26 protein-coding genes are annotated in these 24,010 nt (G+C 71.3%); 2 read left to right on the top strand and 24 right to left on the bottom strand.

What is annotated here, in order from left to right; all coding sequences use genetic code 11:
- Positions 1–389: 389 nt before the first annotated feature.
- The 17 genes from MED01_RS19510 to MED01_RS19430 all read right to left on the bottom strand — a co-directional run bounded on the left by MED01_RS19510 (position 390) and on the right by MED01_RS19430 (position 16,439).
- Positions 390–2,093 carry an ABC transporter permease gene (locus MED01_RS19510; protein ID WP_372493685.1) on the bottom strand — a complete coding sequence of 568 codons (1,704 nt, stop codon included), beginning with the start codon at positions 2,091–2,093 and terminating at the stop codon, positions 390–392.
- Positions 2,078–2,842, bottom strand: a complete 765-nt coding sequence (locus tag MED01_RS19505) for an ABC transporter ATP-binding protein (protein WP_238669999.1) — start codon at positions 2,840–2,842, stop codon at positions 2,078–2,080. The genes MED01_RS19510 and MED01_RS19505 overlap by 16 nt, the downstream gene beginning before the upstream one ends.
- 81 nt (positions 2,843–2,923) lie before the next feature.
- Complete coding sequence (locus MED01_RS19500; protein ID WP_238669998.1) at positions 2,924–3,316, bottom strand: hypothetical protein; 393 nt, start codon at positions 3,314–3,316, stop codon at positions 2,924–2,926.
- Positions 3,313–3,816 carry an EndoU domain-containing protein gene (locus MED01_RS19495; RefSeq protein ID WP_238669997.1) on the bottom strand — a complete coding sequence of 168 codons (504 nt, stop codon included), beginning with the start codon at positions 3,814–3,816 and terminating at the stop codon, positions 3,313–3,315. The genes MED01_RS19500 and MED01_RS19495 overlap by 4 nt, the downstream gene beginning before the upstream one ends.
- Positions 3,809–4,303, bottom strand: a complete 495-nt coding sequence (locus MED01_RS19490) for a WXG100-like domain-containing protein (RefSeq protein ID WP_238669996.1) — start codon at positions 4,301–4,303, stop codon at positions 3,809–3,811. The genes MED01_RS19495 and MED01_RS19490 overlap by 8 nt, the downstream gene beginning before the upstream one ends.
- A gap of 6 nt (positions 4,304–4,309) precedes the next feature.
- On the bottom strand, positions 4,310–4,630 hold the full coding sequence (locus MED01_RS19485; RefSeq protein ID WP_238669995.1) for a hypothetical protein: 321 nt from the start codon (positions 4,628–4,630) through the stop codon (positions 4,310–4,312).
- A 1-nt stretch (position 4,631) separates the two neighbouring features.
- Complete coding sequence (locus MED01_RS19480) at positions 4,632–5,045, bottom strand: YbaB/EbfC family nucleoid-associated protein (protein WP_238669994.1); 414 nt, start codon at positions 5,043–5,045, stop codon at positions 4,632–4,634.
- 70 nt (positions 5,046–5,115) lie between these two features.
- Positions 5,116–6,759: a sodium/solute symporter gene (locus MED01_RS19475; RefSeq protein WP_238669993.1), complete on the bottom strand. Its 1,644-nt coding sequence runs from the start codon at positions 6,757–6,759 to the stop codon at positions 5,116–5,118.
- Positions 6,760–7,173, bottom strand: a complete 414-nt coding sequence (locus tag MED01_RS19470; RefSeq protein ID WP_238669992.1) for a DUF485 domain-containing protein — start codon at positions 7,171–7,173, stop codon at positions 6,760–6,762.
- Between the two features lie 44 nt (positions 7,174–7,217).
- Positions 7,218–8,954 (bottom strand): DUF4153 domain-containing protein, encoded by a 1,737-nt coding sequence (locus MED01_RS19465; RefSeq protein ID WP_238669991.1) that lies wholly within the window; start codon positions 8,952–8,954, stop codon positions 7,218–7,220.
- The gene (locus tag MED01_RS19460) at positions 8,951–10,033 is read right to left on the bottom strand and encodes a HAMP domain-containing sensor histidine kinase (RefSeq protein ID WP_238669990.1); all 1,083 of its coding nucleotides are present in this window, start codon (positions 10,031–10,033) and stop codon (positions 8,951–8,953) included. The genes MED01_RS19465 and MED01_RS19460 overlap by 4 nt, the downstream gene beginning before the upstream one ends.
- Entirely contained in the window at positions 10,030–10,710 is a 681-nt protein-coding gene (locus MED01_RS19455; protein ID WP_238669989.1) for a response regulator transcription factor, read from the bottom strand. Before MED01_RS19455 ends, MED01_RS19460 begins: the two co-directional genes overlap by 4 nt.
- A 251-nt stretch (positions 10,711–10,961) precedes the next feature.
- Complete coding sequence (locus MED01_RS19450; RefSeq protein WP_238669988.1) at positions 10,962–11,624, bottom strand: DUF5701 family protein; 663 nt, start codon at positions 11,622–11,624, stop codon at positions 10,962–10,964.
- Positions 11,625–11,690: 66 nt separating this feature from the next.
- Entirely contained in the window at positions 11,691–12,452 is a 762-nt protein-coding gene (locus tag MED01_RS19445; RefSeq protein ID WP_238670054.1) for a LytR/AlgR family response regulator transcription factor, read from the bottom strand.
- 23 nt (positions 12,453–12,475) lie between these two features.
- On the bottom strand, positions 12,476–13,702 hold the full coding sequence (locus MED01_RS19440; protein WP_238669987.1) for a sensor histidine kinase: 1,227 nt from the start codon (positions 13,700–13,702) through the stop codon (positions 12,476–12,478).
- Positions 13,703–13,742: 40 nt separating this feature from the next.
- Positions 13,743–15,314 (bottom strand): sugar transferase, encoded by a 1,572-nt coding sequence (locus MED01_RS19435; RefSeq protein ID WP_186718385.1) that lies wholly within the window; start codon positions 15,312–15,314, stop codon positions 13,743–13,745.
- A gap of 264 nt (positions 15,315–15,578) precedes the next feature.
- Complete coding sequence (locus MED01_RS19430; protein WP_238669986.1) at positions 15,579–16,439, bottom strand: Fpg/Nei family DNA glycosylase; 861 nt, start codon at positions 16,437–16,439, stop codon at positions 15,579–15,581.
- Between the two features lie 24 nt (positions 16,440–16,463).
- On the opposite strand from MED01_RS19430, the gene MED01_RS19425 reads away from it, so the two are divergent.
- Positions 16,464–17,732 carry a glycosyltransferase gene (locus MED01_RS19425; protein WP_238669985.1) on the top strand — a complete coding sequence of 423 codons (1,269 nt, stop codon included), beginning with the start codon at positions 16,464–16,466 and terminating at the stop codon, positions 17,730–17,732.
- Positions 17,733–17,852: 120 nt separating this feature from the next.
- Here MED01_RS19425 and MED01_RS19420 read toward each other — a convergent pair whose 3' ends face one another.
- From MED01_RS19420 to MED01_RS19390, 7 genes are all read right to left on the bottom strand, one after another.
- A complete protein-coding gene (locus MED01_RS19420) occupies positions 17,853–19,067 on the bottom strand; it encodes a globin domain-containing protein (protein WP_238669984.1) in 1,215 nt (404 codons plus the stop codon).
- Positions 19,068–19,105: 38 nt separating this feature from the next.
- Positions 19,106–19,534: an RrF2 family transcriptional regulator gene (locus tag MED01_RS19415; RefSeq protein ID WP_238669983.1), complete on the bottom strand. Its 429-nt coding sequence runs from the start codon at positions 19,532–19,534 to the stop codon at positions 19,106–19,108.
- Between the two features lie 161 nt (positions 19,535–19,695).
- Positions 19,696–20,418, bottom strand: coding sequence for a CDP-alcohol phosphatidyltransferase family protein (locus MED01_RS19410; RefSeq protein ID WP_238669982.1), 723 nt, complete (start codon positions 20,416–20,418; stop codon positions 19,696–19,698).
- Positions 20,393–21,460, bottom strand: a complete 1,068-nt coding sequence (locus MED01_RS19405) for an iron-containing alcohol dehydrogenase family protein (protein WP_179781433.1) — start codon at positions 21,458–21,460, stop codon at positions 20,393–20,395. Before MED01_RS19405 ends, MED01_RS19410 begins: the two co-directional genes overlap by 26 nt.
- Positions 21,448–22,179, bottom strand: coding sequence for a phosphocholine cytidylyltransferase family protein (locus MED01_RS19400; RefSeq protein WP_238669981.1), 732 nt, complete (start codon positions 22,177–22,179; stop codon positions 21,448–21,450). The genes MED01_RS19405 and MED01_RS19400 overlap by 13 nt, the downstream gene beginning before the upstream one ends.
- 77 nt (positions 22,180–22,256) lie before the next feature.
- Positions 22,257–23,024, bottom strand: coding sequence for a hypothetical protein (locus tag MED01_RS19395; protein WP_238669980.1), 768 nt, complete (start codon positions 23,022–23,024; stop codon positions 22,257–22,259).
- Positions 23,021–23,473: an NUDIX domain-containing protein gene (locus tag MED01_RS19390; RefSeq protein WP_238669979.1), complete on the bottom strand. Its 453-nt coding sequence runs from the start codon at positions 23,471–23,473 to the stop codon at positions 23,021–23,023. The genes MED01_RS19395 and MED01_RS19390 overlap by 4 nt, the downstream gene beginning before the upstream one ends.
- 109 nt (positions 23,474–23,582) lie before the next feature.
- On the opposite strand from MED01_RS19390, the gene MED01_RS19385 reads away from it, so the two are divergent.
- Positions 23,583–23,975 (top strand): CBS domain-containing protein, encoded by a 393-nt coding sequence (locus MED01_RS19385; RefSeq protein WP_030487774.1) that lies wholly within the window; start codon positions 23,583–23,585, stop codon positions 23,973–23,975.
- Positions 23,976–24,010: the final 35 nt, after the last annotated feature.

The raw sequence follows: 24,010 nt of genomic DNA, 5'->3' as shown, positions 1-24,010 counted from the left end.
GTGGCACGGTCCGCTCGCCCGAGGGCAATACGCGAATGACCGTGATGCCCCTGAGTCATCGTGATGTCTGAGGGGCATCACGCTCGGGGTGGCACACCGATCCCGCCGTCTGGTCGTTTGCGTGGTCCGAGGCCCGGTCCGCCGGCCGGGGGCGGCGGGCATCACCAGCGGCCACCGTTCGCCCGCCAGGTCTGCGCGAGGGTCAGCCAGCCGGCCCGGTCGCGGCAGGGCCACCGTCGGCCCGTTCGCCCACGCGGGTGGTCGATTCGGCGGGCCTGCCGACCGCTCAGATCCGGTCCCGCCCGGCACGGCCCGACTCCCACCTTCGCTCCGGCCGCTCAGCGTGGCTTCATCGCCGATGTTGGCCAGGCGGCTGGCCGTCGCGTCGGTCAGCGGCGCGGCGTGACAGTGGCCAGCAGTTCCGGCTGACGTCGGTCCAGCACGTCGCCGGCCAGGTACGCGCCCAGCAGCGCCGCGCCCAGCCCGTACGCGGCGCCGACCGGCAGGGCCAGCCAGAGCCACGCGTCACCGAGTAGCGCGGCGGCCACCACCATCGGCACCGCGGCAACCACCGAGGCGAGCATGGCCAGCAGGGTGAGCAGGCCCTTCGCCAGGCCCGCACCGCTGTTCATGGCGAACGGGTTGCTCGTCTCCGGCAGTGAGTACGCCCCGAGCACCGAGATCAGGCTGTTCACCGCCAGCCCGGCACCGTAGGTGGCGACCAGGCCGCCGATGGTGAGCCCGATCCACTCCGGTCGACTGAGCAGGAACGACAGCACCACCGCGACGACGCCCAACATCGGCAGCACGTACAGCGAGAAAGCCGTCATCCTGGCCCGCAACTCGACCCGGCCGGGCACCCCGGCCACCACGTTCGCCGCGTACGCGCTGCCGTCGAAGCCAAACTGGTTGGCCAGGGTGACGGCGGCGAGGACGCCCACGAGGAGCATGGAGATGGTGACCACGACGGGCGAGCTGTCGCTGGCAGCCGCAGTGAACCCGGCGCCGTCCTCGAACGCGAAGTCCCCACCCGTAACATTGATCAACACCGGCACGAAGATGCCGACCACCGCGATCGTGATCAGGTTGGCGCGGCGGCGCGCGTCCCGCCACCAGTAACGGGCCTCCCGGGCGACCAGGGCACCGAACTGGTCCCGGCCGGCCCAGGTGGCGACCCGGGGAAACAGTTGGGCGACCGCGCCGCCGGTGACCCCGCGCCGCACCGGGGCCTTACCGGCGCTGGCCGCACCCACCATCGCCGACTCGATCGACCGGGACCACCAGGCCAGCAGGGCGCCGAGAGTCACCACCGTGATCAGCAACTTGACCGGTGCCGCCCACACGCGCCCCTGGGCCACGTCGATGCCGACGGTCCACGGGGCGCCCAACGGTGTCCAACCGATCACGGTCGCCACGCCGGCGAGCCGGTCCCAGTCGGCCTCGCGCAGCGCGGCGAGGCCGAAGACCTGCAACGGGCCGAGCAGCGCGGCCGTCACCGCCAGCAGCACGGCCGCCAGGTCGCGGACCCGTCGGGACCGCAACATGCTGGCGAACGCGCTGGTCACCGCCCGGCTGGCGGCGACGCAGAGCAGCAGCCCGGCGAGCACACCCACGACGGCGACCAACCCCGCCGACCAGCCACCCAACGACCAGGAGGTCAGCACCAGCCCGAACGACGCGATGAGCACCGCCAACACCGGCACGCTGATCAGGGCCGCCACGAACAGGCCGGTCACCAACGTGCGCCGGGGCAGCGGCAACAGCGCGAACCGGGCCGGGTCCAGTGTCTCGTCGACACCGAAGAAGACCAGCGGCAGAAACAGCCAACCCAGCACCAGCAGCCCGCCACCGGCCGCCGCGATCAGCACCGCGTACTCGCCGTTGCCGGCCAGGCCCGGCGCGGCGAAGAGGAAGAACCCGCTGGCGGCGAACCAGAGCCCGAGCAACGCGCCGCCGACGAAAAGGGCGATCCGCCAGCCCTGGCCCCGAAAGTTGTTGCCCATCACCCGCAGCTTGAGCCGCGCGAAGTGTCGAGCGGAGACGGTGCGTACGGGCGCGGCGGGGGTGGCGTCCACGCTCACTGGGAGAGCCACGACAGCTCCTCGCCGGTCGCGGTGCGCCCGCCGACCACCTCGACGAAGACCTGCTCCAACGAGCGACCGCCGCGGACCTCGTCGATGGTCCCGACGCGCTTGATGGTGCCGCCAGCCAGGATCGCCACGTGCGAGCAGAGCCGCTCGACGACCTCCATGACGTGGCTGGAGAAGACCACGGTGCCGCCGCCGGCCGCGTACCGGGTGAGGATGTCCCGGATCAGGGCTGCGGAGACCGGGTCGACCGCCTCGAACGGCTCGTCCAACACCAGCACCCGGGGGCCGTGCAGTAGCGCGCAGGCCAGGCCGATCTTCTTCTTCATGCCCGCCGAGTAGTCCACCACCAGCGTCCGACCGGCGTCGCCGAGCGCCAGCACGTCCAGCAGCTCGGCAGCCCGCTGGTCGACCACCGCCGGGTCCATCCCCCGCAGCAACCCGTTGTACGCCAGCAGCTCCGCGCCGGTCAGCCGGTCGAAGAGCCGGACTCCGTCCGGCATCACACCGAGCAGCCGCTTGGCGGCGACCGGGTCCTGCCACACGTCGTGCCCGAGCACCCAGGCCGAGCCGGCGTCCGGTCGCAACAATCCGACCGCCATCGACAGGGTGGTCGTCTTGCCGGCGCCGTTCGGGCCGAGCAGGCCGTAGAAGGAGCCGGCGGGGACGTCCAGGTCGACGCCGGCCACCGCGATCGTGCCGTCGAACCGCTTGGCCAGGCCACGCAGTGCGAGCGCGGGGTGCTCAACAGTCATGCGCCGACGTTATCCGTCGATCGCCAGTTCCGCCGTCCGGCGACGGGCGGACCCGCGATCATCCCCGAGGCGGACGAGCCCTCAGAGCCCCTGGTACGGGTGCTGACGACCGTTGTCCCGCTCCCACTCGGTCACCGCCCGGGTGCGGTCCGGGTCCTGTGCCAGCAACCGCCAGTACTGCGCCACCACCCGTCGGGTCTCCGCGAGCGGGTAGTGGGCCTTGAGCACGTCCCGCCAGAGGTTCTGTAGGTCGACGCCGTTGGCGCTGAGCTCGGCGGCCCAGGCGTTGCCCTCCCAGCTCTCGCTCTCCTTGCGCCCCGCCGCGATGTCCTCCAGATCGGCCAGCAGGTCCAGGCAGAGTTCGTGCACCACCTGGATGTCGTCGGTCAACCACATCCCCAGGCAGGCGAGCCGCCGGTCCGTGGAGTGGTATTCCGCGATCCGCTCCTCCGACCAGCGGAACTCGATGCTCAAGGAGTGCCTCCAGGAAGAGTGGGGAAACCGTGGGCGAGAGTATCGGTCTCCGGATCGTAGAAGCCTCTCAGATGCACACCGTTGAACTTGCCCGACCACCGTCCGGTCTCCGGGTCCTTCACGACATCGGGGGAGTGGAACCCCCTGGTGATCGCGTTGTCGACGTCCTGGGGTGTCCAGTGGTCAGGGAAGAAGGTGCTGCCGCCGCGCTTCTCCCGCCACTCACCGTTGCGCCGGTTCAACATCGCGACCCTGGCGTTGTAGACGCCGGTGCGGTTGTCCCGCCTCGTCACCTTGATGACTTTCGCGCCGGGCGGGTCGATGCCGCCCGGGCGGTGGTGCCATCCCGAGGCTCGGCCGTCGCGCTCGCCCAGCAGGGTGTGCCGGAGGCGTTCCGGCGTCATGCCGTCCGTCCGCTGCCCGCGTCGCGCTCGTGCCCGCTGTTTGCGCAGGTGGGACAGGGCGGCCCGGATGAATTTTCCCCGGGCCCGCTTACCCATCGAGGAGCGCTCCGATCACCTCGTCGATCAGCAGACCGACGATCTCGCGGGTGATCATCTGAAAGATCGGGATCTCCGCGAGGGTGGCCCCGAACGTCGCGACAGCTGTCGCCACCGCCTGCGCGATCTGGATGCCCAGGATCACCAACTGCACGATGACCTGGATCTTCAAGGCCAGCACGATGGCTCCGACGATCATGAGCCCGGTGCCGGCCAGGGTGGCCGCGAGAGCCCCGTCCTGCAACACCGGCACCGGGCCCTCCTGCTCGGTCCAGTACCGCTGGAACGCCTCGATGTCGGCACCGGCGTTGCTGGCCCCGACCGGCTCGGCCGCCTGCCCCGCCTCCGCCGTCAGGGTCTGCAACGTGCCGCTGAAGGCGAGCCAGCGCTGCCCCATCTCGACCAGGGCGGTCTCGTCCGCCTGCGGCCAGTCGTAACCGATCATGCTGAGGAAGGTGGTCAGCTCACCCGGCAGTTGCAGCCCCATGTCAGCTCACCCCAGCTGCTGGCCGAGCCCGGCCATGCGCTCCGCGACAGCCCGCTCGTCCTCGTCGATCAGGTGCGCCATCCGGTTGAGGTCGACGCCGACCACGCCGAGCTCCTCGATGACGGACTCGAAGCACTCGGCGGCGTACGCGGTCACCTCCTCGCAGGCCGCACCGATCAGGCTGCCGATGTCGTCGCCGCCCCAGGGCGCGCCGAACCCCTGCAGATCGGCCAGGAACGTCCGTAGCTCGGTGAGGAAGCGGTCGGAGATGTCCTGAAGGTTGGTGCCGGCATCGCGTAGCCCGGCCGGGTCCACAACCCGGCCCATCTCAGGGCCGCCCACCAGAGGCGAGCCGCTCCTGGACGCCGCTGAGAGTGTCCATGATGCCCTGCAACTGCGGCACCGCGCTGCGCTGCACCTCGCGCAGCTGCTCCAGCAACGCCGTCGTGTCCGGTGCGGCAGTGGCGGCGGCAAGTGCCGAGCGTAGGTCGGTCAGGGCGGCATTGGTGGCCTCGCGGATCTCCTCGGCCAGACTCTCCGAGGCCCCGCGCATCATGCGCGGGTCGATCCAGACCGACTCGATCTGTCCACCGGGGAGCGCCACCACCCGGACCATTCCGTCGGCCGCCTCGCCCACGCCCTGCACGACCGGCTGCGCCTCCGCCGCGCCACCTGCGTCGCCGCGGCCGAGTGTCGACAGCAGCTCGGAAATTGACCTGTTCAGATCCGAGGGGTACGTCACGAACGCAGTGTAGTAAGTCCTCGGTGGCCACCTCAGCCCTCGATTGCGCCCCGCCGGTTGGCAGCGGTGATCACTGCATCCGCAGGGCTTCCGGGGTGTGTAGGCGGAGCATTGTGGCGGCGACGTCGGCCGGGGCCCGGCGACGGGTCGCCATCGACACGGCGACCATCACCGTGAAGGCCAGCGGCACCGTCCAGGCGGCCGGCTGCGCGATGAGTGTGGCCGGCCAGCCGGACAGCGGTGGACCGAGCACCGTGACCAGGACCGCGCCGATCGCCGCGCCGCCGCCGGCCACCACACCGGCGGTGGCGCCCACATCCGTCAACCCACGCCACCAGATGCCGAGCACCAGCAGCGGGCAGAAACTCGACGCGGCGACCGCGAAGGCCAGCCCGACGACCTGCGACACGTCCAGCCCGGAGACGTGCAGCGCCAGCACCGCTGGCACACCACCGGCGATGACGGTGGCCAGCCGGAACCCGCGTACCGAGCCCCGGCCGAGCACGTCCGTCGAGATCACCCCGGCGACGCTGGTCAGCAGGCCGGACGAGGTGGAGAGGAACGCCGCGAAGGCGCCCGCGGCGACCAGCGCGGCGAGTAGCCGCCCGGTCAGGCCGTCACCCAGGGCCGCTTCGGGTAGCAGCACCACCACCGCGTCGGTCTGGCCGCTGAGCAGCAGCTGCGGGGTGTAGATCCGGCCGAGGACTCCGTACAGGGTGGGCAGCAGGTAGAACGCGCCGACCAACGCCAGCACGACCAGTGTGGTCCGACGGGCCGCCGCGCCGTCCGGATTGGTGTAGAAGCGCACCAGCACGTGCGGCAGGCCCATGGTGCCCAGGAAGGTGGCCAGGATCAGCGAGTACGTGGCGAACAGGCCCCGGTCGTCGTCACCGGCGGCGCTGGGCAGCAACCAGTCGTTGGCATCGGTGGCCACCCCGGAGACCTCCGGCACCGGATCACCGGCGGCGAAGGTCAACTCGTCGCCGGGGCGTACCTCCCGGATGTCACCGTCGGGCAGGGTGAGGGTCGCGCGGTGCTCGACCACGACTGTGGTCGCGGTCCGGAACGTCGGCCCGTCGGGCGGGGTCACCGCCGGGCGGCCGTCGGCCTGCCACTGCAGGGCCAGGAAGATCACCGGTACGGCGAGAGCGGTCAGCTTGAGCCAGTACTGGAACGCCTGCACGAACGTGATCGCACGCATGCCGCCCAGCGCCACGTTCGCGGTGACCACGGCCGCCACCAGCAGGGCTCCGAGGGGGTACGGGGAGCCGGCCACGGTGGCCAGGGTCAGCCCGGCGCCCTGGAGCTGCGGCACCAGGTACAGCCAACCGATGAAGATCACGAAGGCGGTGGCAAGGATGCGGAGCCGACGCGACCCCAGCCGCACCTCGCAGAAGTCGGGCAGTGTGAACGCACCGGAGCGGCGCAGCGGCGCGGCCACGAAGAGCAGCAGGGCCAGGTAACCGGCGGCGAACCCGACCGGGTACCAGAGCACGTCCACGCCGTACTTGAGGACCAGCCCCGCGATGCCGAGGAAGCTCGCCGCCGACAGGTACTCCCCGCCGATGGCGGCGGCGTTCCAGGTGGGACTGATCGCCCGCGACGCCACCAGGAAGTCGGACGTGGTCCGGGCCAACCGCAGCCCGTAGAAGCCGATCCCGACGGTGACCAGGGTGACCGCGACGATGGCCGGGACCACGAAGTCGTTGCCCACTCAGCGCTCCGGCCGTTGCACCAGGTCGGTGAAGTCCTGCTCGTTGCGTTCGGCCAGCCGTACGTACGCCCAGCCGACGGCGATCAGGAACGGGAAGGAGACCACTCCGAGCAGCAGCCACGGCAGGTTGACGCCGGCGACTGTGGTCCGGCCGAGCGAGGGCGCGATCGCGAACAGCCAGGGCAGCCCGCCCAGACCGATGGCCACCACCAGGGACAGCCGCAGCGCCAGCGCGAGTTGCGCCCGGACCAGGCCGCGGACCAGCGCCTCGCCGACCTGGGTCTGCTGGGCCAGCTCGGCGCGGGTCCGCTCGGCGCGGGTGTCCTGCCTGGTGATCTCTGCCAGCACGATCCGGGACCGCCGGGGCGGCGGTACCGCACCGCTCGACCCGACGTCGGGGAGTTGCTTGGCCACCCCGGCAGTCTCGCCCGCCGTACGCGATTGTCAAGCGTTCGTGCTCACCAGCGTTCCAGGTCGAGACAGTAGGTCAGGGTGTGGCTCACCGGAATCGTGTCGAGTTCCGCCCGGGCCCGCAGCCGGCCGAGGTTCGTCGCCCAGAGGCCGTCCCGGGGCTGCTCGACGGCGATTCGCGTCAGTGCGCAGGTGCGCATCGGTTCGGGCAGTCGGGCCAGCGCCGGTACGGCGTCGGCCGACAGCCCGGACACGTAGTCGACGTCCAACCGGCCGGTCTTCAGATACCTGTCGACGTTCCGGTCGGCGATCAGCCGGTCGGGATTGACAAGTGCCAACCCGAGCAGGGCCAGCACCGCAGTGCCGATCACCAACCTGGGCAGCCACTCGGCCCGCAGCCGCACCACGGCGACCCCGACCAGGAGGAAGAGCAGCCCGAGCCACAGCTCCATGGTCGTCACGACGAGCCGCAGCCGGGTGGCGCCGTACGCGTCGGCGTAGACCTGCATCCGGTAGAGCGCCGAAGCGACGATCACCAGACTGAGCGCGGTGAGCGTGCCGAGCAGGACCCGGACCAGCAGCCGGTCCGCCCGGGTGGCCGTCGCCGCCCGGCGGGCGGCGACCGCGATCACCAGCAGGGTGAGCGCGGTGACGGCGAGCAGTTGCCAGAACCCGCCACGGGCGTACTGGGCGTAGGTGAGCCCGGCCGTACGCAGCACGTGCCCCGCGCCGCCGAACAACACAGTCAGTTGGACCAGCACGAACACGGCGAACAGGGCGTCGAGCAGCACCAGCGGGAGGGTCCACTCCAGTCGGTGGGCCGGTCGTGACGGCGTCGGTCGCAGACCCTCCAGGTCCGGTGGGCGGCTGACCAGGTACGCGCCACCAAGCAGGGGGCCGCCGATCAGCAACAGGCGGACCGTCCAGCCGATCACGCCGGGTAGCGAGATGTCCGGCAGCAGGCCGGCGACCAGTTCGGCGAAGACCGCGTCGGCGGAGGAGAAGAGCATCCCGAACAGCGCCAGCAGGACGGCGGAGATCGCAAGGCTGGTGAGGATGCGTCCGAAGCCGATCCCGGACCCTGTCGGGCGGGTGTCGCGTATTCCGCGTGCCGCCCAAGGGAGCGCCCGTACCGTCGCGGCCGGCGGCAGCGTCGCCGCGACCAGCATGCCGAGCGGGCTTCGCCCGCCGGTCACCGCGAGTGTCCCGGTCACCGCCGCCGCGAGCAGGCAGAGGACGAAGAGCCAGCCCGCCGCACGGACCGTGCCGACGGCTGTCAACGCGACGGTCGCGGCGGCCCAGATGGCCTGCTCCGCCCGCCCCGGTGCCCCCGTGGCACCGGGACGGGCGGAGACCGCCTGGACTGTCGGCTCGGGTGCAGCGGCCGGCCCCGCCGGAGCCGTTGGTGCCGCCTCGCCGGTCGGTGTGACGGGGTTCGCCGCCGGGGACGACGTCCCGGAACGAACGACGCTGGCGGTGACGAGGGCTGCCGTGGCGGCCAAGGCGGCGACCAGCCAGCCGAGGCCCGGACGAACCATGGTGAGCACCGAGGCGCCGACGACCGCCGCAGCCGTCAGCGCCCCCAGCACCTGCGGACGGGCCGGGCCGGATGGCCCCGGCCAGCGGCGTTGGACCAGCGACGGTGGCCTGGGCGGGGTGGGTGTGACCGGCCACGCCTGAGGCCGGCTGGCGGCCGGTGTGGCCGGGCCGGCGCCGACGGTCGGGGAGGCCTGCGGTCCGGTCGGTCCGCTGGCCGGGAGTGGGGTGCTGCCGGGGCTGGTCATGCGGCCTCTTCTCGGTATGGCCCGTCGCACGGGATGGTGACCTGAATGCGGCAGCCGGGCCGGTCACCCCGGTCTGGTCCGGCGGGGTCGAGGACACCGATCCGCCCGCCGTGCAGTTCGACGACCCACCGGGCGATGGCCAGGCCGAGACCGGTCCCGCCGCCGGCGGCACGGTCGCCGCGGGTGAACCGCTCGAACACCCTTGAACGCTCGGCCGGCGGAATGCCCTGACCCTCGTCGCTCACCTCGAAGCGGAGCTGGTCGCCGTGTTCCTCGGCGCACACCCGTACCGTGCCGCCGGGTGGGCTGTGTCGGGCCGCGTTGTCGAGGAGGTTCGCGAAGACCTGGTGCAGCCGCCACGGGTCCGCGTGGACCGTCAGCGGTGTCGGCAGGTCACGGAGCTGGAAGCGCACGTCCAGCCCGGCGCCGGACGCGCTGGCCGTGGCGTGCTCCACCGCCTCGTCGAGGAAGTCCCCCACGTCCAGGCGTACGCGCCGCAGCGGCACCACCCCGGCGTCGAGTCGGGACAGGTCGAGCAGGTCGGCGACGAGGTGCCCGAGCCGTTCGGTCTGGGCCAACGCCGAACGCAGCGCCGCCGGTTCGGGGTCGGCGACCCCGTCCACCATGTTCTCCAGCACGCCCTGCAACGCGGTGATCGGCGTACGCAGCTCGTGCGAGACGTTGGCGATCAGCTCGCGTCGACGCTGGTCGGCGGCGTGCAGATCCTCGGCCATCTTGTTGAACGCCTGGGCCAGCTCGCCGACCTCGTCGCGGGAGGTGGCGCGTACCCGACGTGTGTAGTCGCCGCGGGCCATCGCGCCGGCGGCAGCCGTCATGTCCCGTAACGGCGAGGTCATGCCGTGGGCGAGCACCTGCGAGGTGAGCAGGGCGACGGCGATGGCGGTGGCCGAGGTGATCGGCGGCGGCCAGCCGATGCCGTACGAGAAGTAGGCGAGCCCGGCCGCCCCGGAGGCGACAAGCAGCACACCCAGCTTCAGCTTGATCGAGCGCACCGGGTCCAACGGTCGGGGCAGCAACTCCAGCACCCGGTCCAGCCAGGTGAGCACTGTCGCCGTCATGACGGCAGCTCCAGTGCGTAGCCGACCCCGTGCACCGTGCGGATGAGGTCGGCGCCCAGCTTGCGGCGCAGAGCCTTGATGTGGCTGTCCACGGTGCGGGTGCCGCTCCCGTCGCACCACCCCCAGACGTCGGCGAGCAGCCGTTCCCGGGGGAGCACGGTGCGGGGCCGCCCCGCGAGGTGGACCAGCAGGTCGAACTCGGTCGGGGTGAGGTGCACGTCCGCCCCGGCCCGGCGGACCCGTCGCTCCGCCTCGTTGATCTCGATGTCGCCGAGGCGGAGGGCGGGCGGCGCGGGAGTGGCGGCGGCCCGCTCCATCCGACGCAGCAGGACATGCACCCGGGCGGTGAGTTCCCGCATCGAGAACGGCTTGGTGAGGTAGTCGTCCGCGCCGACTGCCAGCCCCACGAGCAGGTCGGTCTCGTCGTCCCGGGCGGTGAGCATCAGCACCGGCACCGGCCGGTCGGCCTGGATCCGGCGGCACACCTCCAGGCCGTCGAAGCCCGGCAGCATCACGTCGAGGACGACGAGATCCGGCTGTCCGGTGTGGAACTGGGCGACCGCGCTGGGCCCGTCCGCCGCGATCTCCACAGTGAAACCCTCGGCCCGTAGCCGGGCGGCGATGGACTCGGCGATGGTCCGTTCGTCCTCGACCACCAGTATCCGGCGTGCGCTCATGGGTCCTGACTGTAGGGAGCGGCCGTGGAGATCAGTGGTTTGCGTTGTGAATAACCTGTGGAGAACCGGTCGCGGCTGTGGATAACTCGGGCAGCATGCCGGCTGGCGTGTGCGAACTCCGGCGCCTCGTTGTGGACAACCGACCTTCTGACCCGCCGGGTTTGATCCAATCGAGGTGCGGAAGTCGGGCCATCCGGCCGGCGGGATGGCCCGACTTTCGGGAACCCGTGTCGATCATCGGCGGCTGACTGTCACTCCAGGCCGATGCGCTCCGGTCGGGCCGAGGCGGAGCCGAGCCAGGTGTGCGGGTTGCCGTACCAGCACCAGCCCAGCTTGGGTGCACCCTGGCTGATCCACAGCGCCGGCACCCGCTTGTCGCCGCACCGGGAGCCGACCAGTGAGAAGCACCTGTTGCTCGCCAGCGCGGCCGGGTGCAGCGTGATGAAGGCGAGCCCCTCGTCGATGCTCAGCGGCAACCGGCCCTGAGCGGTGATCCCCTCCATGGCCGTGGCCGGTGCCACGTTGCGGAATTCCTCGCCCCGGTCGACGTCGAAGAGCAGGTACGCCGGACCGGCCGGTACCTCCAGCTCCTTGATCGGATCGAAGCGGGGCAGGTCGTCCTCGGCGTAGTTCCGGTCGACGACGCCGGGCTTGCGCTTGCCGGCCAGGGTGGTGAGCTCCACCCGTTCCGGCACACCGATCAGGTCTCGGGTGGTGACCAGCAGGAACGGCACCCGGGCGTCGGTGGGGGCGGGCAGCCCGGCGGTGCCCTCGACCGCTCTGGCCCGCAGTGGCGCGACCAGGTCGCGGAAGGTGCTCTCGGTCAGCCCGGCGAGGGCGGGGTAACCGAGCTGCACCAGTCGGTCGAGTTGGCTGTCGAACTCGGATTTGGCGTCGAACGGGGTCTCGGTCACGGCAGGCCTCCCGGAAGTCGTACGGACTAGCGTACAACGTACGGTAGGGCTGCTTTCATTCCCGGCTCAGCGACTCCAATCCTGCTTCGCGGCCCTGACCAGCTTGTCCTTCAGCTCCCGGGTGTGCCGCCGGCTCACCGGCAGCTCGGTCGAATCGATCACCACCACGTAGCCGGAGTTGACCAGCCGCAACTCCGCGATCAACTTCAACTGCACCAGGTACGACCGGTGCACCCGGACGAAACCGGCATCGGCCCACCGCTCCGCCAGCGTGGCCAGCGAGACCCGCACCAGGTGCGACCCGTCCGCCGTGTGCAGCCGGGCGTAGTCGCCCTGCGCCTCCACCCAGCGCACCGCCGAGCGCGGCAGCATCCGGGTGGTGCCGGCCAACTCGATGGGAATGGTCGGGTCCTCCTCCGCGCGGGCCAGCGCCGCCGGGTGCGACGGCACCACCCGCGAACCGATCACCCGACGCAGCGACTCGGCCAGCCGGTCGGCCCGAACGGGTTTGCGCACGTAGTCGGTGGCACCCAGATCGAAGGCGTCCACAGCGCCGTCGTCGTAAGCGGTGACGAACACGATCGCCGGTGGTCGAGCGAAGCGGCGCAACACCCGGGCCAGCTCCATGCCGTCCAGGCCGGGCATCCGAATGTCCAGGAAGACCACGTCCACGTCGCCGTCGCGAAGCAGCCGCAGCGCCTCGGTGGCATCCCCGGCAGTGTGCAGCCGGGCCACCCGGGGGTCGGCCCGCAGGTGGTACGCCAGCTCGTCGAGCGCTGGCGGCTCGTCGTCCACAGCGAGGACGCGCAGGAAACCGGACGCGTTCACCGCACCCGTCCCGGCCCGCTCGCTCACGACCCTGCCCGCACGCCCGGGTGGAACTTCGGCACCCGCATGCTCACCTTCGTGCCCGAGCCCAAGCCGGTCTCCACGACCAGGCCGAACCGGTCCCCGAAGACAGAGCGCAACCGCTCGTCGACGTTGGAGAGGCCGACGTGCTGGCCCGTGTCGTCGCCAGGGTCGCCGGTGCCGCGGGCCAACTCGGCGATGCCGGCGGTCAGCGTGGTCGGATCCATTCCCACTCCGTCGTCCTCCACCGTGATGTGGCATTCGGCTCCCGCGTCCCGGGCCTCGATGCTCACCATGCCCGTGCCCGGCTTGCGGGACAACCCGTGGCGAACCGCGTTCTCCACCAGCGGCTGGAGGCAGAGGAACGGCAGCGTCACAGGCAGCACCTCCGGGGCGATCTGCAACCGCACCTGCAACCGGTCGCCGAACCGGGCCCGCTCGATGGTCAGGTAGCGGTCGATCGACCGCAGCTCCTCGGCCAGCGTGGTGAACTCCCCGTGCGCCCGGAACGAGTACCTGGTGAACTCCGCGAACTCCAGGATCAGCTCCCGGGCCCGCTCCGGGTCGGTGCGGACGAACGAGCCGATCGCGGTCAGCGCGTTGTAGATGAAGTGCGGGCTGATCTGCGCCCGCAACGCGCGGATCTCGGCGCGGGCAAGTCGCTCCCGCGACGAGTCCAGCTCGGCCAGGGCGAGCTGGTTGCCGGCCCAGTGCGCCGTCTCCAGGGTGGCCTGCACCAACCCCGGAGGCGGCGGGCTGTCGGCGACCGCCACCAGCGCGCCCACCACCCGGCCGTCCGCCCCCAGCAACGGCGCGACCACCGCCCCGCGGACCGGGCAGTCGACCCGGTCGCAGTGCAGTTCCTGCTCACCCAGCACCGTCGAGCGGCCGCTGTCCACCGTCCGCCGAGCCGCCGCGAGCAGTTGCTCTCCGTGGTGCGTGCCGCGCCCGTCGACGGCCAGCAGCCGGTCGGCGTCGGTGAGCGCCAGCCCGACCGCGCCCACCAGCGCCCGCAGATGCCGTACGGCCTTCGCCGCGCCCGCCTCGCTCAACCCCGCTCGCAGCGGCTCGGCGGCCAGGCCGGCGGTGTGCAGCACCTCGTAGGTGGCCCGCTGGGTGGCGGTGGCGATGCCACGGCGGGCCCGCAGCCGCAGCACCGCCAGCAGGGCCGCGGTCAACGCGGTGACGAGTGAGACGACGCCGACCACGGCGGAGAGGTTGGCAGCCACGCAGCGATCCTCGCCCCTGCGAGCCGGCGCGCCAACCCCTCTAGTACGCGCCCTTGCGGGCGAGCACCACCCCGACGGTGCGCCACAGGATGCTCAGGTCGTACGCGAGCGACCAGTTGTCGACGTAGTAGAGGTCCAGTCGGACCGACTCGTCCCAGGACAGGTCGGAGCGGCCGGAGACCTGCCACAGCCCGGTCATGCCGGGGCGGACCAGCAGTCGACGCCGCACGTCACCCAGGAAGTCACCGTCGTCGGCCGGTAGCGGGCGGGGCCCGACCAGCGACATCTCGCCCCACAGCACGTTGATCAGCTGCGGTAGCTCGTCCAGCGACGTGGCCCGCAGGAAGCGACCGACCGGGAAGACCCGAGGGTCCTCCTTCATCTTGAACAGCATGCCGTCGGTCTCGTTCCGATCGACAAGGCTGGCCAGCCGGTCCTCGGCGTTGACGTACATGGTCCGGAACTTCCACACCCGGAACGTGCGCCCCTCGTGCCCCACCCGGGGCTGGCGGAAGAAGACCGGGCCGGGGTCGGAGATCCGGATTGCCACGGCGATGGCCAGGAAGAGCGGAATCAGCAGCAGCAGGCCGAGACCGGCGGCGACCCGGTCCATCAGGTTCTTGGCCAGCAGCGCCGGCCCGGAGAGGGTCGGCTCCTCGACGTGCAGCAGCGGCAGACCCTCGATCGGCCGGATGTGCACCCGGGGGCCGGCGATGTCGGTGAGCTGCGGGGCAACAACCAGGTCGACGCCGGAACCCTCCAGCTGCCAGGCCAGCCGGCGCAACTCGCCCGGCTCCGCGCTGGCCGACCCGCAGACGGCGATGGTGTCCCCACCGACCTCACGGACCAGGGCCAGGACGTCGCGTCCGGCGTACACCGGAACCGGGGTCGGCATGCCTCGGGCCGCCGCGTACCCGTCGGTGATGTGGATGGCGACGGGCATCAGCCCGGCGGCCGGGCTGCGGGTGACCGCCGCGTAGACCTCCAGGCACTCGGGCAGGGTGCCGACCAGCACCATCCGGTGAGCGGCCTGGCCGGCCCGCCGCCGGATGTAGTGCAGCGCCCAGCGGGCCACGAAACGGCCCCAGAGGATCAACAGCGTCGCGCCGACCAGTGCCGTGCCCACTGTGAAACGGGAGAGCTGGGTGACTGTGGAGAAGGCGAGGAAGGAGACGCTCGCGGCCACCGTCACCGATGCCCGGATCACCCGCTTGAACTCGTCCGGGCCGAGCCCCAGGTAGCGCCGGTCGTAGGCCCGGTTGCTCCAGAGGATCACCACCCAGCCGAGCGGAAGCAGCAGGTAGGAGACGGTGTGGAACCAGGTCGGGTCCTGCTGGGTGCCGGAGAAACCGGAGGCAGCCTGGTCGAAGAGCTGGATCGCGATCCAGCTGGCGAACGCCGCCGCGCCGAAGTCGAGCAGCAGCAGGATCGCGATGTAGGGGCGGTGCCAGCGGGAGACACGGCGTCGCGCCCTCGTCCACGCCGACCGAGGAACGCCGTTGTGGGACGGCGGCGTCGGCGGCTGGATCTCGAAGCTGTCGACGTGCCGCACGAGTCTGCTCCGGCCTTCGTTGGTTACCGGGCGCTGGAGGCTTGCCGTCACCTCACCCATGTCCTCCCGCATGACACGGGCCGCTCACTCGGCGTGAAGGCCCGGGTCGCCCACCGTCCCAGTCTCCCACGCGGGCCCCGACCGGTCGTCGCCCCGAAGGAGATTGGCGACCGACGGTGCTGGCGGGATCTGGCCGGCTCCGCACCATTTCAGAAGCCGGGGACCGGGCCACTATACCGATGGATGCGCGCGTGGCGAGAAGGGCGGACCGGAGCTTCCGCTCAGGGAGGGCGATTCCGCTCCGTAGGCCTGAAGTGCAATTACTCACCGTACGAGGCGAGACAACCGACGGTCAGCGAGCGGCTTGCCGCCGGTCTGGCAGGTGGGGCAGTACTGGAGGCTGGAATCGGCGAACGACACCTCGCGCACTGTGTCCCCGCACAGCGGGCAGGGCAGGCCGGTGCGCGCGTGCACCTTCAGCCCGGAGCGTTTCTCGCCCTTCAGCTCTGCGGCCCGCTGCCCGAGGGAGCGCTCGACCGCGTCGCCGAGGACCTGCCGGGTGGCGGCGTGCAGAGTGGCGATCTGGGCGTCGGTGAGCCGATCGGTGATCGCGAACGGGGACAGCTTCGCGGCGTGCAGGATCTCGTCGGAGTACGCGTTGCCCACCCCGGACAGCACCGACTGGTCGGTCAGCACCCCCTTGACCTGCCCCCGCCTGCTCCGCAGCCGCTCGGCGAAGAGGGGCAGGTCCGCGGCGAGCGCGTCCGGGCCCAGCTTTGCCACCCCGGGGACCGTCGCGAGGTCGGTGACCAGATATGCGGCAAGCTTCTTCTGGGTGCCGGCCTCGGTGAGGTCGAAGCCGGAACCGTCATCCAGGCGTACCCGCACCGCGATCGGACCCTTGCCCGGACGCAGCGGGGTGGTGGCGGGGAACGCCTCCCGGTAGTGCAGCCAGCCTGCTCGCGCCAAATGCACCACAAGGTGCAGGCCGCCCTCGAAGAGGACGTCGAGGAACTTTCCGTGCCGACTGGCGTCGACCACCGCCCGGCCGGCGACCTCGGTCGGTGCCGGCTCGTACGTCTTCAGGGCGCTGATCGCGGCGATCTCCAGCCGATCGACGCGCCGCCCCACCGCGCGCTGACGCAGGTAACCCGCGAGCGCCTCAACCTCCGGTAGTTCGGGCACGACACAACGGTAGCCTTCTTTCCCGTGAGAATCGTGGTGGCACACAACCGGTACCGGGAAGCCCAGCCTTCCGGTGAGAACACGATCGTCGACTCGGAGATCGCCCAGCTCACCGCCGCTGGCGTCGAGGTGCTGCCCTTCATTCGCAGTTCGGACGAGATCCCGTCGATGTCGACGGCGGCGAAGGCGCTGCTGCCGATCTCGCCGATCTGGGCGCCGCGCGCCCAACATGACCTGAGCCGACTGCTCACCGAGCACCGACCGGACGTTCTGCACCTGCACAACCCGTACCCCCTGATTTCGCCCTGGGTGGTGCGGACCGCGCACCGGCACGGCGTGCCGGTGGTGCAGACGGTGCACAACTACCGGCAGGTCTGCTCGTCGGGGATCTACTTCCGTGACGGCGTGATCTGTCAGGACTGCAAGGGCCGGGCGTTGGGTGTGCCGGCGATCAAGCACCGCTGCTACCGCGACTCGGCGGTGCAGAGCGCGCTGATGGCGACCACCCTTGCCGTGCACCGGGGCACCTGGCGCTCGGTGGACCGGTACATCGCGCTCACCTCGGCGATCGCCGATCACCTCCGCGAATACGGCATTCCGGACGAACGCATCGTGGTGAAGCCGAACTCCGTACCCGACCCGGGTCGGCCGGCGCCGCTCGGTGACGGGTTCCTCTACATGGCCCGGCTCTCCCCGGAGAAGGGCGTCGACCTGCTGCTGGACGCCTGGCGCCGGCACCCGGTGGGTTCGCTGGGCACGCTGCGGGTGGCCGGTGACGGCGAGCTGCGCCACCTGGTGGAGGCAGCCGCCGCCGAGCGACCTGACGTGGTCTATCTCGGTCAGCTCGACCGGGCCGGCGTGCGGGCAGCGGTCGAGGCGAGCGCTGTGGTCATCGCCGCCGCGATGTGGCACGACGTGCTGCCCACCGTGATCATCGAGGCGTTGGCGAGCGGCCGACCGGTACTCGGTACGGCGCTGGGCGGCATTCCGTACCTGGTCGGGGCCGACGCCCCGCACGAGCCCGCCGGCACCGGCCCGGCCGCCGTCGCCTCGGCCGTCGCCGGGGGCGGCGGGCCGGTCCTGCCGGCCGGGATCGGCCTCGGCGAGGCCGGCTGGGTGGTGGCTCCGGAGCCGGCCGCGCTGGCGGCAGCCCTGCCGGTGGCCCGGGCCGGCGCGTCCGAGCTCACCCTGGCCGCCCGCGCCCGCTACGAGCGGATCTTTCACCCGGACGTGGTCACCAAGAAGCTTCTCGACATCTACACGGGCCTGACCCACACCCCCACCCGCACCTGATCCACCCGCGCCGGTCCGGGCGGCCCGGACACCCGTCGAGCCCGCCCGCTGGCGAGCTCGACGGACCAGTTCGGCGGTCAGATCGGGCGGGGTCGCCTCGACGAGTTCCCGGCGGCCCGATCAGGCCGGGACGGCCGCCGGGGCGGGGCGCCACTGCTCGGATCCGAAGACCTCGTAGCGGATCCGCTCGTCGGGCAGTCCACGGCGGTGCAGACCGGCGCGGACCAGCTGCATGAACGGAACCGGGCCGCAGAGGTAGACCACCGAATCTGGATGGAGCGGGATGGCGTCGATGTCGACGAAGCCGACGTTGGCACCGGGGACGTCTGCCGGCTCCTCGTACCAGACGAGGTTTCGGAAGGACCGCAGGCGCGAGCCGTTGGTGTACATGTCGGCGCGCAGCGGGTGCCGCTCGACACTGCGGTCGGCGTGTACTGCCGTGACGTCGCGGGCTGGCTGGGTGCGCGCCACGTGGTCCAGGATCGCGGCCATCGGAGTGATACCGACGCCCGCGCTCACCAGCACCAGCGGCGCGTCGCTGTCGCGCAGCGTCAGTTCGCCGTACGGCGAACTCAGGCGCAGGTGGTCGCCGATGCCGACGTGGTCGTGCAGGAAGCCGGAGACGACGCCGTCCGGAGCTCCGCCGATCCCGCGCACCCGGCGCACCGTGATCCGCAGCGTACGACCGGGGGCGGCCTGTGACAGGGAGTACTGCCGCAGCTGTCGTGTGCCGTCGGGAAGGTCCGCGGCGACTGTGACGTACTGACCGGGCAGGAAGTCGGGCACGGTGCCCCCGGCGGTCGGGGTCAAGATGAAGGACACGGTGTCGCGCGCCTCAGTGATCTTGTTCGCCACGACGTACTCACGCCACGGGTCGTTGCCGTGCACACCGGCCTCGGCGTAGAGGCGTGCCTCGCGTCCGATCAGCCGGGAGGCGAACAGCCAGTACACCTCGTCCCACGCGGCGGCGACCTCCGGAGTCACCGCATCGCCGAGAACGGTCCCCACCGCTCCCATGAGGTATCTCCCGACCATCGTGTACTGCTCCGGTCGGATACCCAGTGCGCAGTGCCGCTGTGCGATGCGCTCCGTCATGTGCTCGAAGACCGAGGCATCCGGGCCGACGCCGACCAGGTGAGCGGCGAAGGTGGCGACAGCGCCCGCCAGGGCGCTCTTCTGCTCGCCAGTCGCCTGTGCGCTACGGCTGAACAGATTGAGCAGATCGGGGTTCTCGCCGAGCATCGTGTCGTAGAAGACGCCGGAGATGGTGTCGATGTGTTGGCCGACGACGGGAAGAGTCGCCTCGATGACCGGGACGCTGGTTGCGGAGAGCATTGTTCCGTGTTCCTCCGATGAAGGGATCGGTGTGACGATCAGGCGCGGCCGAGGCTCAGCAGCATCTGCCGGGCCGGCGGTGCGGCGAGGTCGCCGACCGTGATCGGGTCGAGGGCGGCATAGAACGCCTCTTGTGCGCGGCTCAGGGCACCCCGAAGCAGGCAGCCGCGGCTCAATGGGCAGGCCGGGTCGCCGTCGCAGTCGACAACCTCACTCTCGCCCTCCAGGTCCCGGACTAGGCCGCCTATCGATGCCGAGCTGGCGGCGGCGGCGAGGCGGACCCCACCGCTACGACCCCGCACGGTTTCCAGCAGGCCCAGGTGCTGCAGCCGTTGCACGACCTTGGCGAGATGGTGCCGTGGCACCGCCAGACAATCGGCCAGTTCGTCGATGGTGAGCAGTCCGTTGCGTGTCGCACCCAGCATGAGGATGCGAAGGCTGATGTCAGTGGAGCGGTTGAGGCGCACAGAAGGACCCTATGTAAAGAGGAGTCCCGGAGTCCTGTTTTATGCCGGAGGTCACTCCGGCTCTCGAACGAGACACAGTCGACGAACCCACGCCCAGCACCAGCGCAGCAGCCAGGAGGAGTAGGGCGTCGCGTGTGACGCCCTACGGCAGGTTGGTCGGGTCAGTGCAGGGAGGCACGGGCGGAGAAGGCGATGCTCGCCAGCAGGAAACCGCCGTTGACGATGGTGAAGGCGACCATCACCCAGAGGACCAGCGCGGGGGCCACGGCGAGCACCACGGCGGCCACGAAGACCACAGCGCCGTAGTCGCGGACCAGCTTCACCAGGCGCACCGGCAGCGAGGTCGAGGTGACCATGCTGGCCGCGTTCGGGCCGGCCTGCATCACCGACGTCACCAGGTTGACCATCCAGGTGCCCGCGAACGTGGCCACGAGCCAGGTCGGTGTGCCCGGCTCCTGCGCCACGGCGGTGGCGGCCAGCGCTGCCACCAGGGCGATCTGCGCGGCCACGTCGCAGAGCACGTCGACGCGCGCGCCGGCAGCGCTGCCCTGGCCGGTCACCCGGGCCAGCTGCCCGTCCGCGCAGTCCAGGGAGTACGCCACCTGCCAGCCGACCAGGGCGAGCAGGCCGACCACCCAGGCCGGTACGTCCCCGGCGGCGACCGGGCCGGCGAGCGCCACCACGGTGACCGAGGTGGCCAGCCCGAGCACCAGGTTGGTGATGGTCAACGCGGTCGGTCGCAGCCCGAGCCGCTGGGCGACGAGCGCGAAGACGGCCCCCAGCCACTGGCTGATCGACTCGCTGAACAGGCCGCCGCCCCGGTTCACCCGGTGGAAGTCGGCGACGGTGGGACGGGGGTCAGCCAAGCTGGTCGCGGATTGCACCGGCGTAGTCTGCCAGCCGCTCCCGGGTCTCGGTAGGCGACAGCGCCAGGTGTTCGAGGATGGTGTACCGGTCCGGCCGGGTACGCGGCGCGAACTGCACCGCCTCGATGAACTGGTCGTCGGTGAGCGCCACCTCGGCGGGGAGCCGGGGCAGACCGTGCCGGGCGAGGCAGGCCGACATCTCCCCGAAGCGGCGGAGGTCTCCGCGCAGCCAGGTGCAGAACAGGGCACCCAGCCCGGCCAGCTCGCCGTGCGAGGCGGTCCCCGGAAAGAGCGAGTCGACAGCGTGCATGATCTCGTGGCAGCCGCCGCTGCACGGGCGGCTGGTGCCGTCGACAGCCATCGCCAGGCCACTGGAGATCAACGCCTCGGCGAGGACGATCACGAAGGCGTCGTCGCTCATGTCACCCGGGTGGTTGAGCACCGCCTCGGCACCTGCCCGGGAGAGGGAGGCGGCCAGTCCGTCGACCGGCTCACCGCGTACCTGTCGGGACAGCTCCCAGTCGGCCAGCGCGCTGATGTTGCTGATCACGTCGCCGATGCCGGCCCTGTTGTGCCGGTCCGGGCCGCTCTCCACGAAGTCCAGGTCGACGATCACCCCGATCGGGATGTGGACGCCGTAGGAGCCCTTGATCCCGTCGGTGATCAGGCTGGCCACCGGGGAGGCGATCCCGTCGTTGGCGAGGCTGGTCGCCACGGACACCATCGGCAGCCCTCGGCGGGTCGCCGCGTACTTGGCCACGTCGATGGTCTTGCCGCCACCGATGCCGACCACCGCGTCGTACGACCTGGCGCGGAGTTTGCCGCCCAGGTCGTCGGCCGCGTCCAGCGTCCCGCCGGAGACGGTGAACACGTCCGCCGAGCGCAGCGACGGTCGGATCAGCTCCGCGATCTGGGCGCCCTGACCCGGGCCGACCACCACCGCGACGTCGCCCCCGGAGGAGATCCGCCCGTCGGCCAGGATCGCGCCCAGGTCGGCGACCGCCCCGCGTCGCACGTCGATGTGCAGCGGGGTGAGGACGCTCCGAGCTAGTAGCGGCACGCGATCTCCCGCGCGCGGGCCAGGTCGGCGTGGTTGTCGACCTCGACCCACGGGACGTCACCGATCGGCGCCGCCCGCACCTCCCCGCCCCGGTCGGCGAACTCCTGGTAGCCGTCCTCGTAGTAGAGGTTCGGGTCCCGTCGCCAGGTCGCCTCCAGCGCGTCGGCGAGGGCGTCGGCGACCTGCGGTTCGATCAGCGTCGCGCCGATGTACTCCCCGTACGCCTCGCCCGGATCCATGATCTTGGTGATGCGGGTGAGCTGACCGGCGGCGTCGAAGGTGGTCTTCATCTCCTCCTCGGCCAGCGGCTTGAGGGTGTCCACGGCCAGCAGGATGCCCGGGCCGCGCTCGGCCAGCAGGGTCTTCTCGATGCTCACCGGGTGCACGGTGTCCCCGTTGACCAGCAGCACCCCACGCGCGAAGTACTCCCGGGCCAGCCAGAGCGAGTAGGCGTTGTTCCACTCCTCGGCCTTGTCGTTGTGCACCAGGGTGAGCGTGACCCCGTACTTCTTCTCCAGCTCCGCCTGGCGGGAGACGACCGCGTCCGCCGCGTAGCCGACGACGATCACGATGTCGGTGAGCCCGACCTCGGCGAGGTTGCCCAGCGCGATGTCCAGGATCGTCGTCTCGCCGTCCACCGGCACCAAAGCCTTGGGCAGGGTGTCGGTGTACGGGCGCAGCCGTCGTCCCGCTCCGGCCGCGAGCACCATTCCGATCATCGCGACATCCTCCCTAGTCCTGCTCCCGTCACCGGTGGAGGATAGCGCCGGCCGGGTGCGCCGCTCCGGCCAACCGGTCAGCCGGGCAGTGCCGCCAGGTCGGCGAGCATTGTCAGGCGCTCCTCCGCGCTGAGCGTGGCGTACGGGCCGGCGGCCCGCCGGTCGGTCTCCAGTTCGATGGCGAGTCGCTCGGGACCGGCCGGCAGGGCGGCGATGCTCGACGCGGTGTGCCCGGCGGCGGTCCAGGCGGCGGCGTGCGCGTCGGCCCGGTGGTGTCGCAGCGTGCTGAGCCGGTTGAGCAGCAGGACGCCCGACGGGGTGCCGTCCGGCTCGTACGGGGGTGCCAGCGCGGCGAAGGCCGAGGCGACCGGGTGCGCCTCCTCGTCGGCCAGCACCAGGGCGTACGACAGCAGTCGGCCGAGCATTGCCACGAGCCGGGCCACCCGGTCGTCGTGGCCGGCCCACAACTCCTCGGTCACCTCGGCGTGCACCTGGTACAGCTCGGCGAGGAAGGCGGCACCCCGCTCGGTGGCGGACAGGGCTCCGCCCGGGCCGCGGTAGATCATCCCGTGGGCCACCTGCTTGTCCACTGTCCGCCGGCAGGCGACCGGGTCCTGGTAGCGGGTGATCGCCGCGAACCCGGGCCCGTCGACAGTGCCACCGGGTGCGGCCAGCCGGGTGCGCAGGTCGACCAGGAAGCCGGTGGCGGTGATCCCGCCGTAGCGCTGGGACAACTCGGCGCCACCACCGTCCCGGCCGGCCAGGATGCCGGCGCGGAAGGTCCGGTCCACGGCAGGTGCGAGCAGCCCGGCGATCCGGTGGGGCGCCAGTTCGACGGTGTTCACAGACCGATCGACCGCAGGACGGCGAAGCCCTCCTCCGCGATCCGCCGGATCAGCCCGTCGTTGACGTCGCGGTGCTCGTCGAGCAGTGTCACCTCGTGCTCGGCCAGCCAGCGGTACTCGGTGTGCTTGCCGGCCTCCAGCATCGGGCGGTCGAGGTCACCGTCGACGCGGACAAGGAAGTCGTACTCGGTCCGGGCCAGGCCGTCGTCGCCGACGTAGCTGTACTCGCCCACCTGGCCCAGGACGTGGGAGAGAACCCAGCCGGTCTCCTCGGTGATCTCCCGGCGCAGTGCCTCGTCGATGTCCTCGCCCGGCTCCACGTGGCCACCGACGATGTCCCAACAGTTGGGAAACAGGCGTCGGTGTGGTGAGCGGCGCTGAAAGAAGATGCGGCCGTCATGGTCGACGATCAGCGCGCCGGCGCAGCGCAGGGGCTCGGTGGACACCATCCGACAGTAGCCAGCGTCCGCAGCTTGTGCGATGCCGCTCTTGTCCCGGAAACATCCACCGACCACCATGTCCGTACCGAATGCCACCGTCCCAAAGGGGTGATGTGTGATGCAGGTACGGGATGCGATGTCCAGCCAGGTCCTCGTCGTCGGTCCGGAGCACACGCTCCGCCAGGCGGCCCGGATGATGTCGGCCCGCGGTGTCGGGTCGGCGGTCGTGATCGACCCCGATTCCGAGGGCGTGGGGATCATGACCGAACGTGACGTGTTGAAGGCCATCGGCGCCGGCCTCGACTGCGACGTGGAACGCACCGGCGCCCACCTGACCTGGGACGTGGTCTACGCGGGGCCGGAGTGGACGGTGGCCGAGGCCGCCGCCGCGATGGCCCGGGGCGGATTCCGGCACCTGGTGGTGCTCGACGGCCGGGAGGTGGCCGGCGTGATCTCCGTGCGGGACATCATGCGGGTCTGGTCGGAGAGCCAGGCGGTCGCCACGACCTGACCGGGAGTGGTGTGCGGGGCCGGATCGATGGGTAG

This window comes from Micromonospora alfalfae, from assembly GCF_022230925.1.
In the GTDB taxonomy this organism is placed as follows: Bacteria; Actinomycetota; Actinomycetes; order Mycobacteriales; family Micromonosporaceae; genus Micromonospora; species Micromonospora alfalfae.
The sequence above is the reverse complement of the archived record's forward strand: the minus strand, read 5'-3'. Positions and strand labels throughout refer to the sequence as shown.

Bases quoted from the DNA above. Each gene is read 5' to 3' on its own strand.
- MED01_RS19485 (WP_238669995.1), bottom strand. From the start codon at position 4,630: ATGGGCCGGGTTGTGGACCCGGCCGGGCTACGCGATGCCGGCACCAAC.
- MED01_RS19435 (WP_186718385.1), bottom strand. From the start codon at position 15,314: ATGGGTGAGGTGACGGCAAGCCTCCAGCGCCCGGTAACCAACGAAGGC.
- MED01_RS19460 (WP_238669990.1), bottom strand. From the start codon at position 10,033: ATGACGGCGACAGTGCTCACCTGGCTGGACCGGGTGCTGGAGTTGCTG.
- MED01_RS19505 (WP_238669999.1), bottom strand. From the start codon at position 2,842: ATGACTGTTGAGCACCCCGCGCTCGCACTGCGTGGCCTGGCCAAGCGG.
- MED01_RS19465 (WP_238669991.1), bottom strand. From the start codon at position 8,954: ATGACCAGCCCCGGCAGCACCCCACTCCCGGCCAGCGGACCGACCGGA.
- MED01_RS19455 (WP_238669989.1), bottom strand. From the start codon at position 10,710: ATGAGCGCACGCCGGATACTGGTGGTCGAGGACGAACGGACCATCGCC.
- MED01_RS19385 (WP_030487774.1), top strand. From the start codon at position 23,583: ATGCAGGTACGGGATGCGATGTCCAGCCAGGTCCTCGTCGTCGGTCCG.
- MED01_RS19490 (WP_238669996.1), bottom strand. From the start codon at position 4,303: ATGGGGCTGCAACTGCCGGGTGAGCTGACCACCTTCCTCAGCATGATC.
- MED01_RS19400 (WP_238669981.1), bottom strand. From the start codon at position 22,179: ATGATCGGAATGGTGCTCGCGGCCGGAGCGGGACGACGGCTGCGCCCG.
- MED01_RS19420 (WP_238669984.1), bottom strand. From the start codon at position 19,067: ATGCTCTCCGCAACCAGCGTCCCGGTCATCGAGGCGACTCTTCCCGTC.
- MED01_RS19390 (WP_238669979.1), bottom strand. From the start codon at position 23,473: ATGGTGTCCACCGAGCCCCTGCGCTGCGCCGGCGCGCTGATCGTCGAC.
- MED01_RS19495 (WP_238669997.1), bottom strand. From the start codon at position 3,816: ATGGGTAAGCGGGCCCGGGGAAAATTCATCCGGGCCGCCCTGTCCCAC.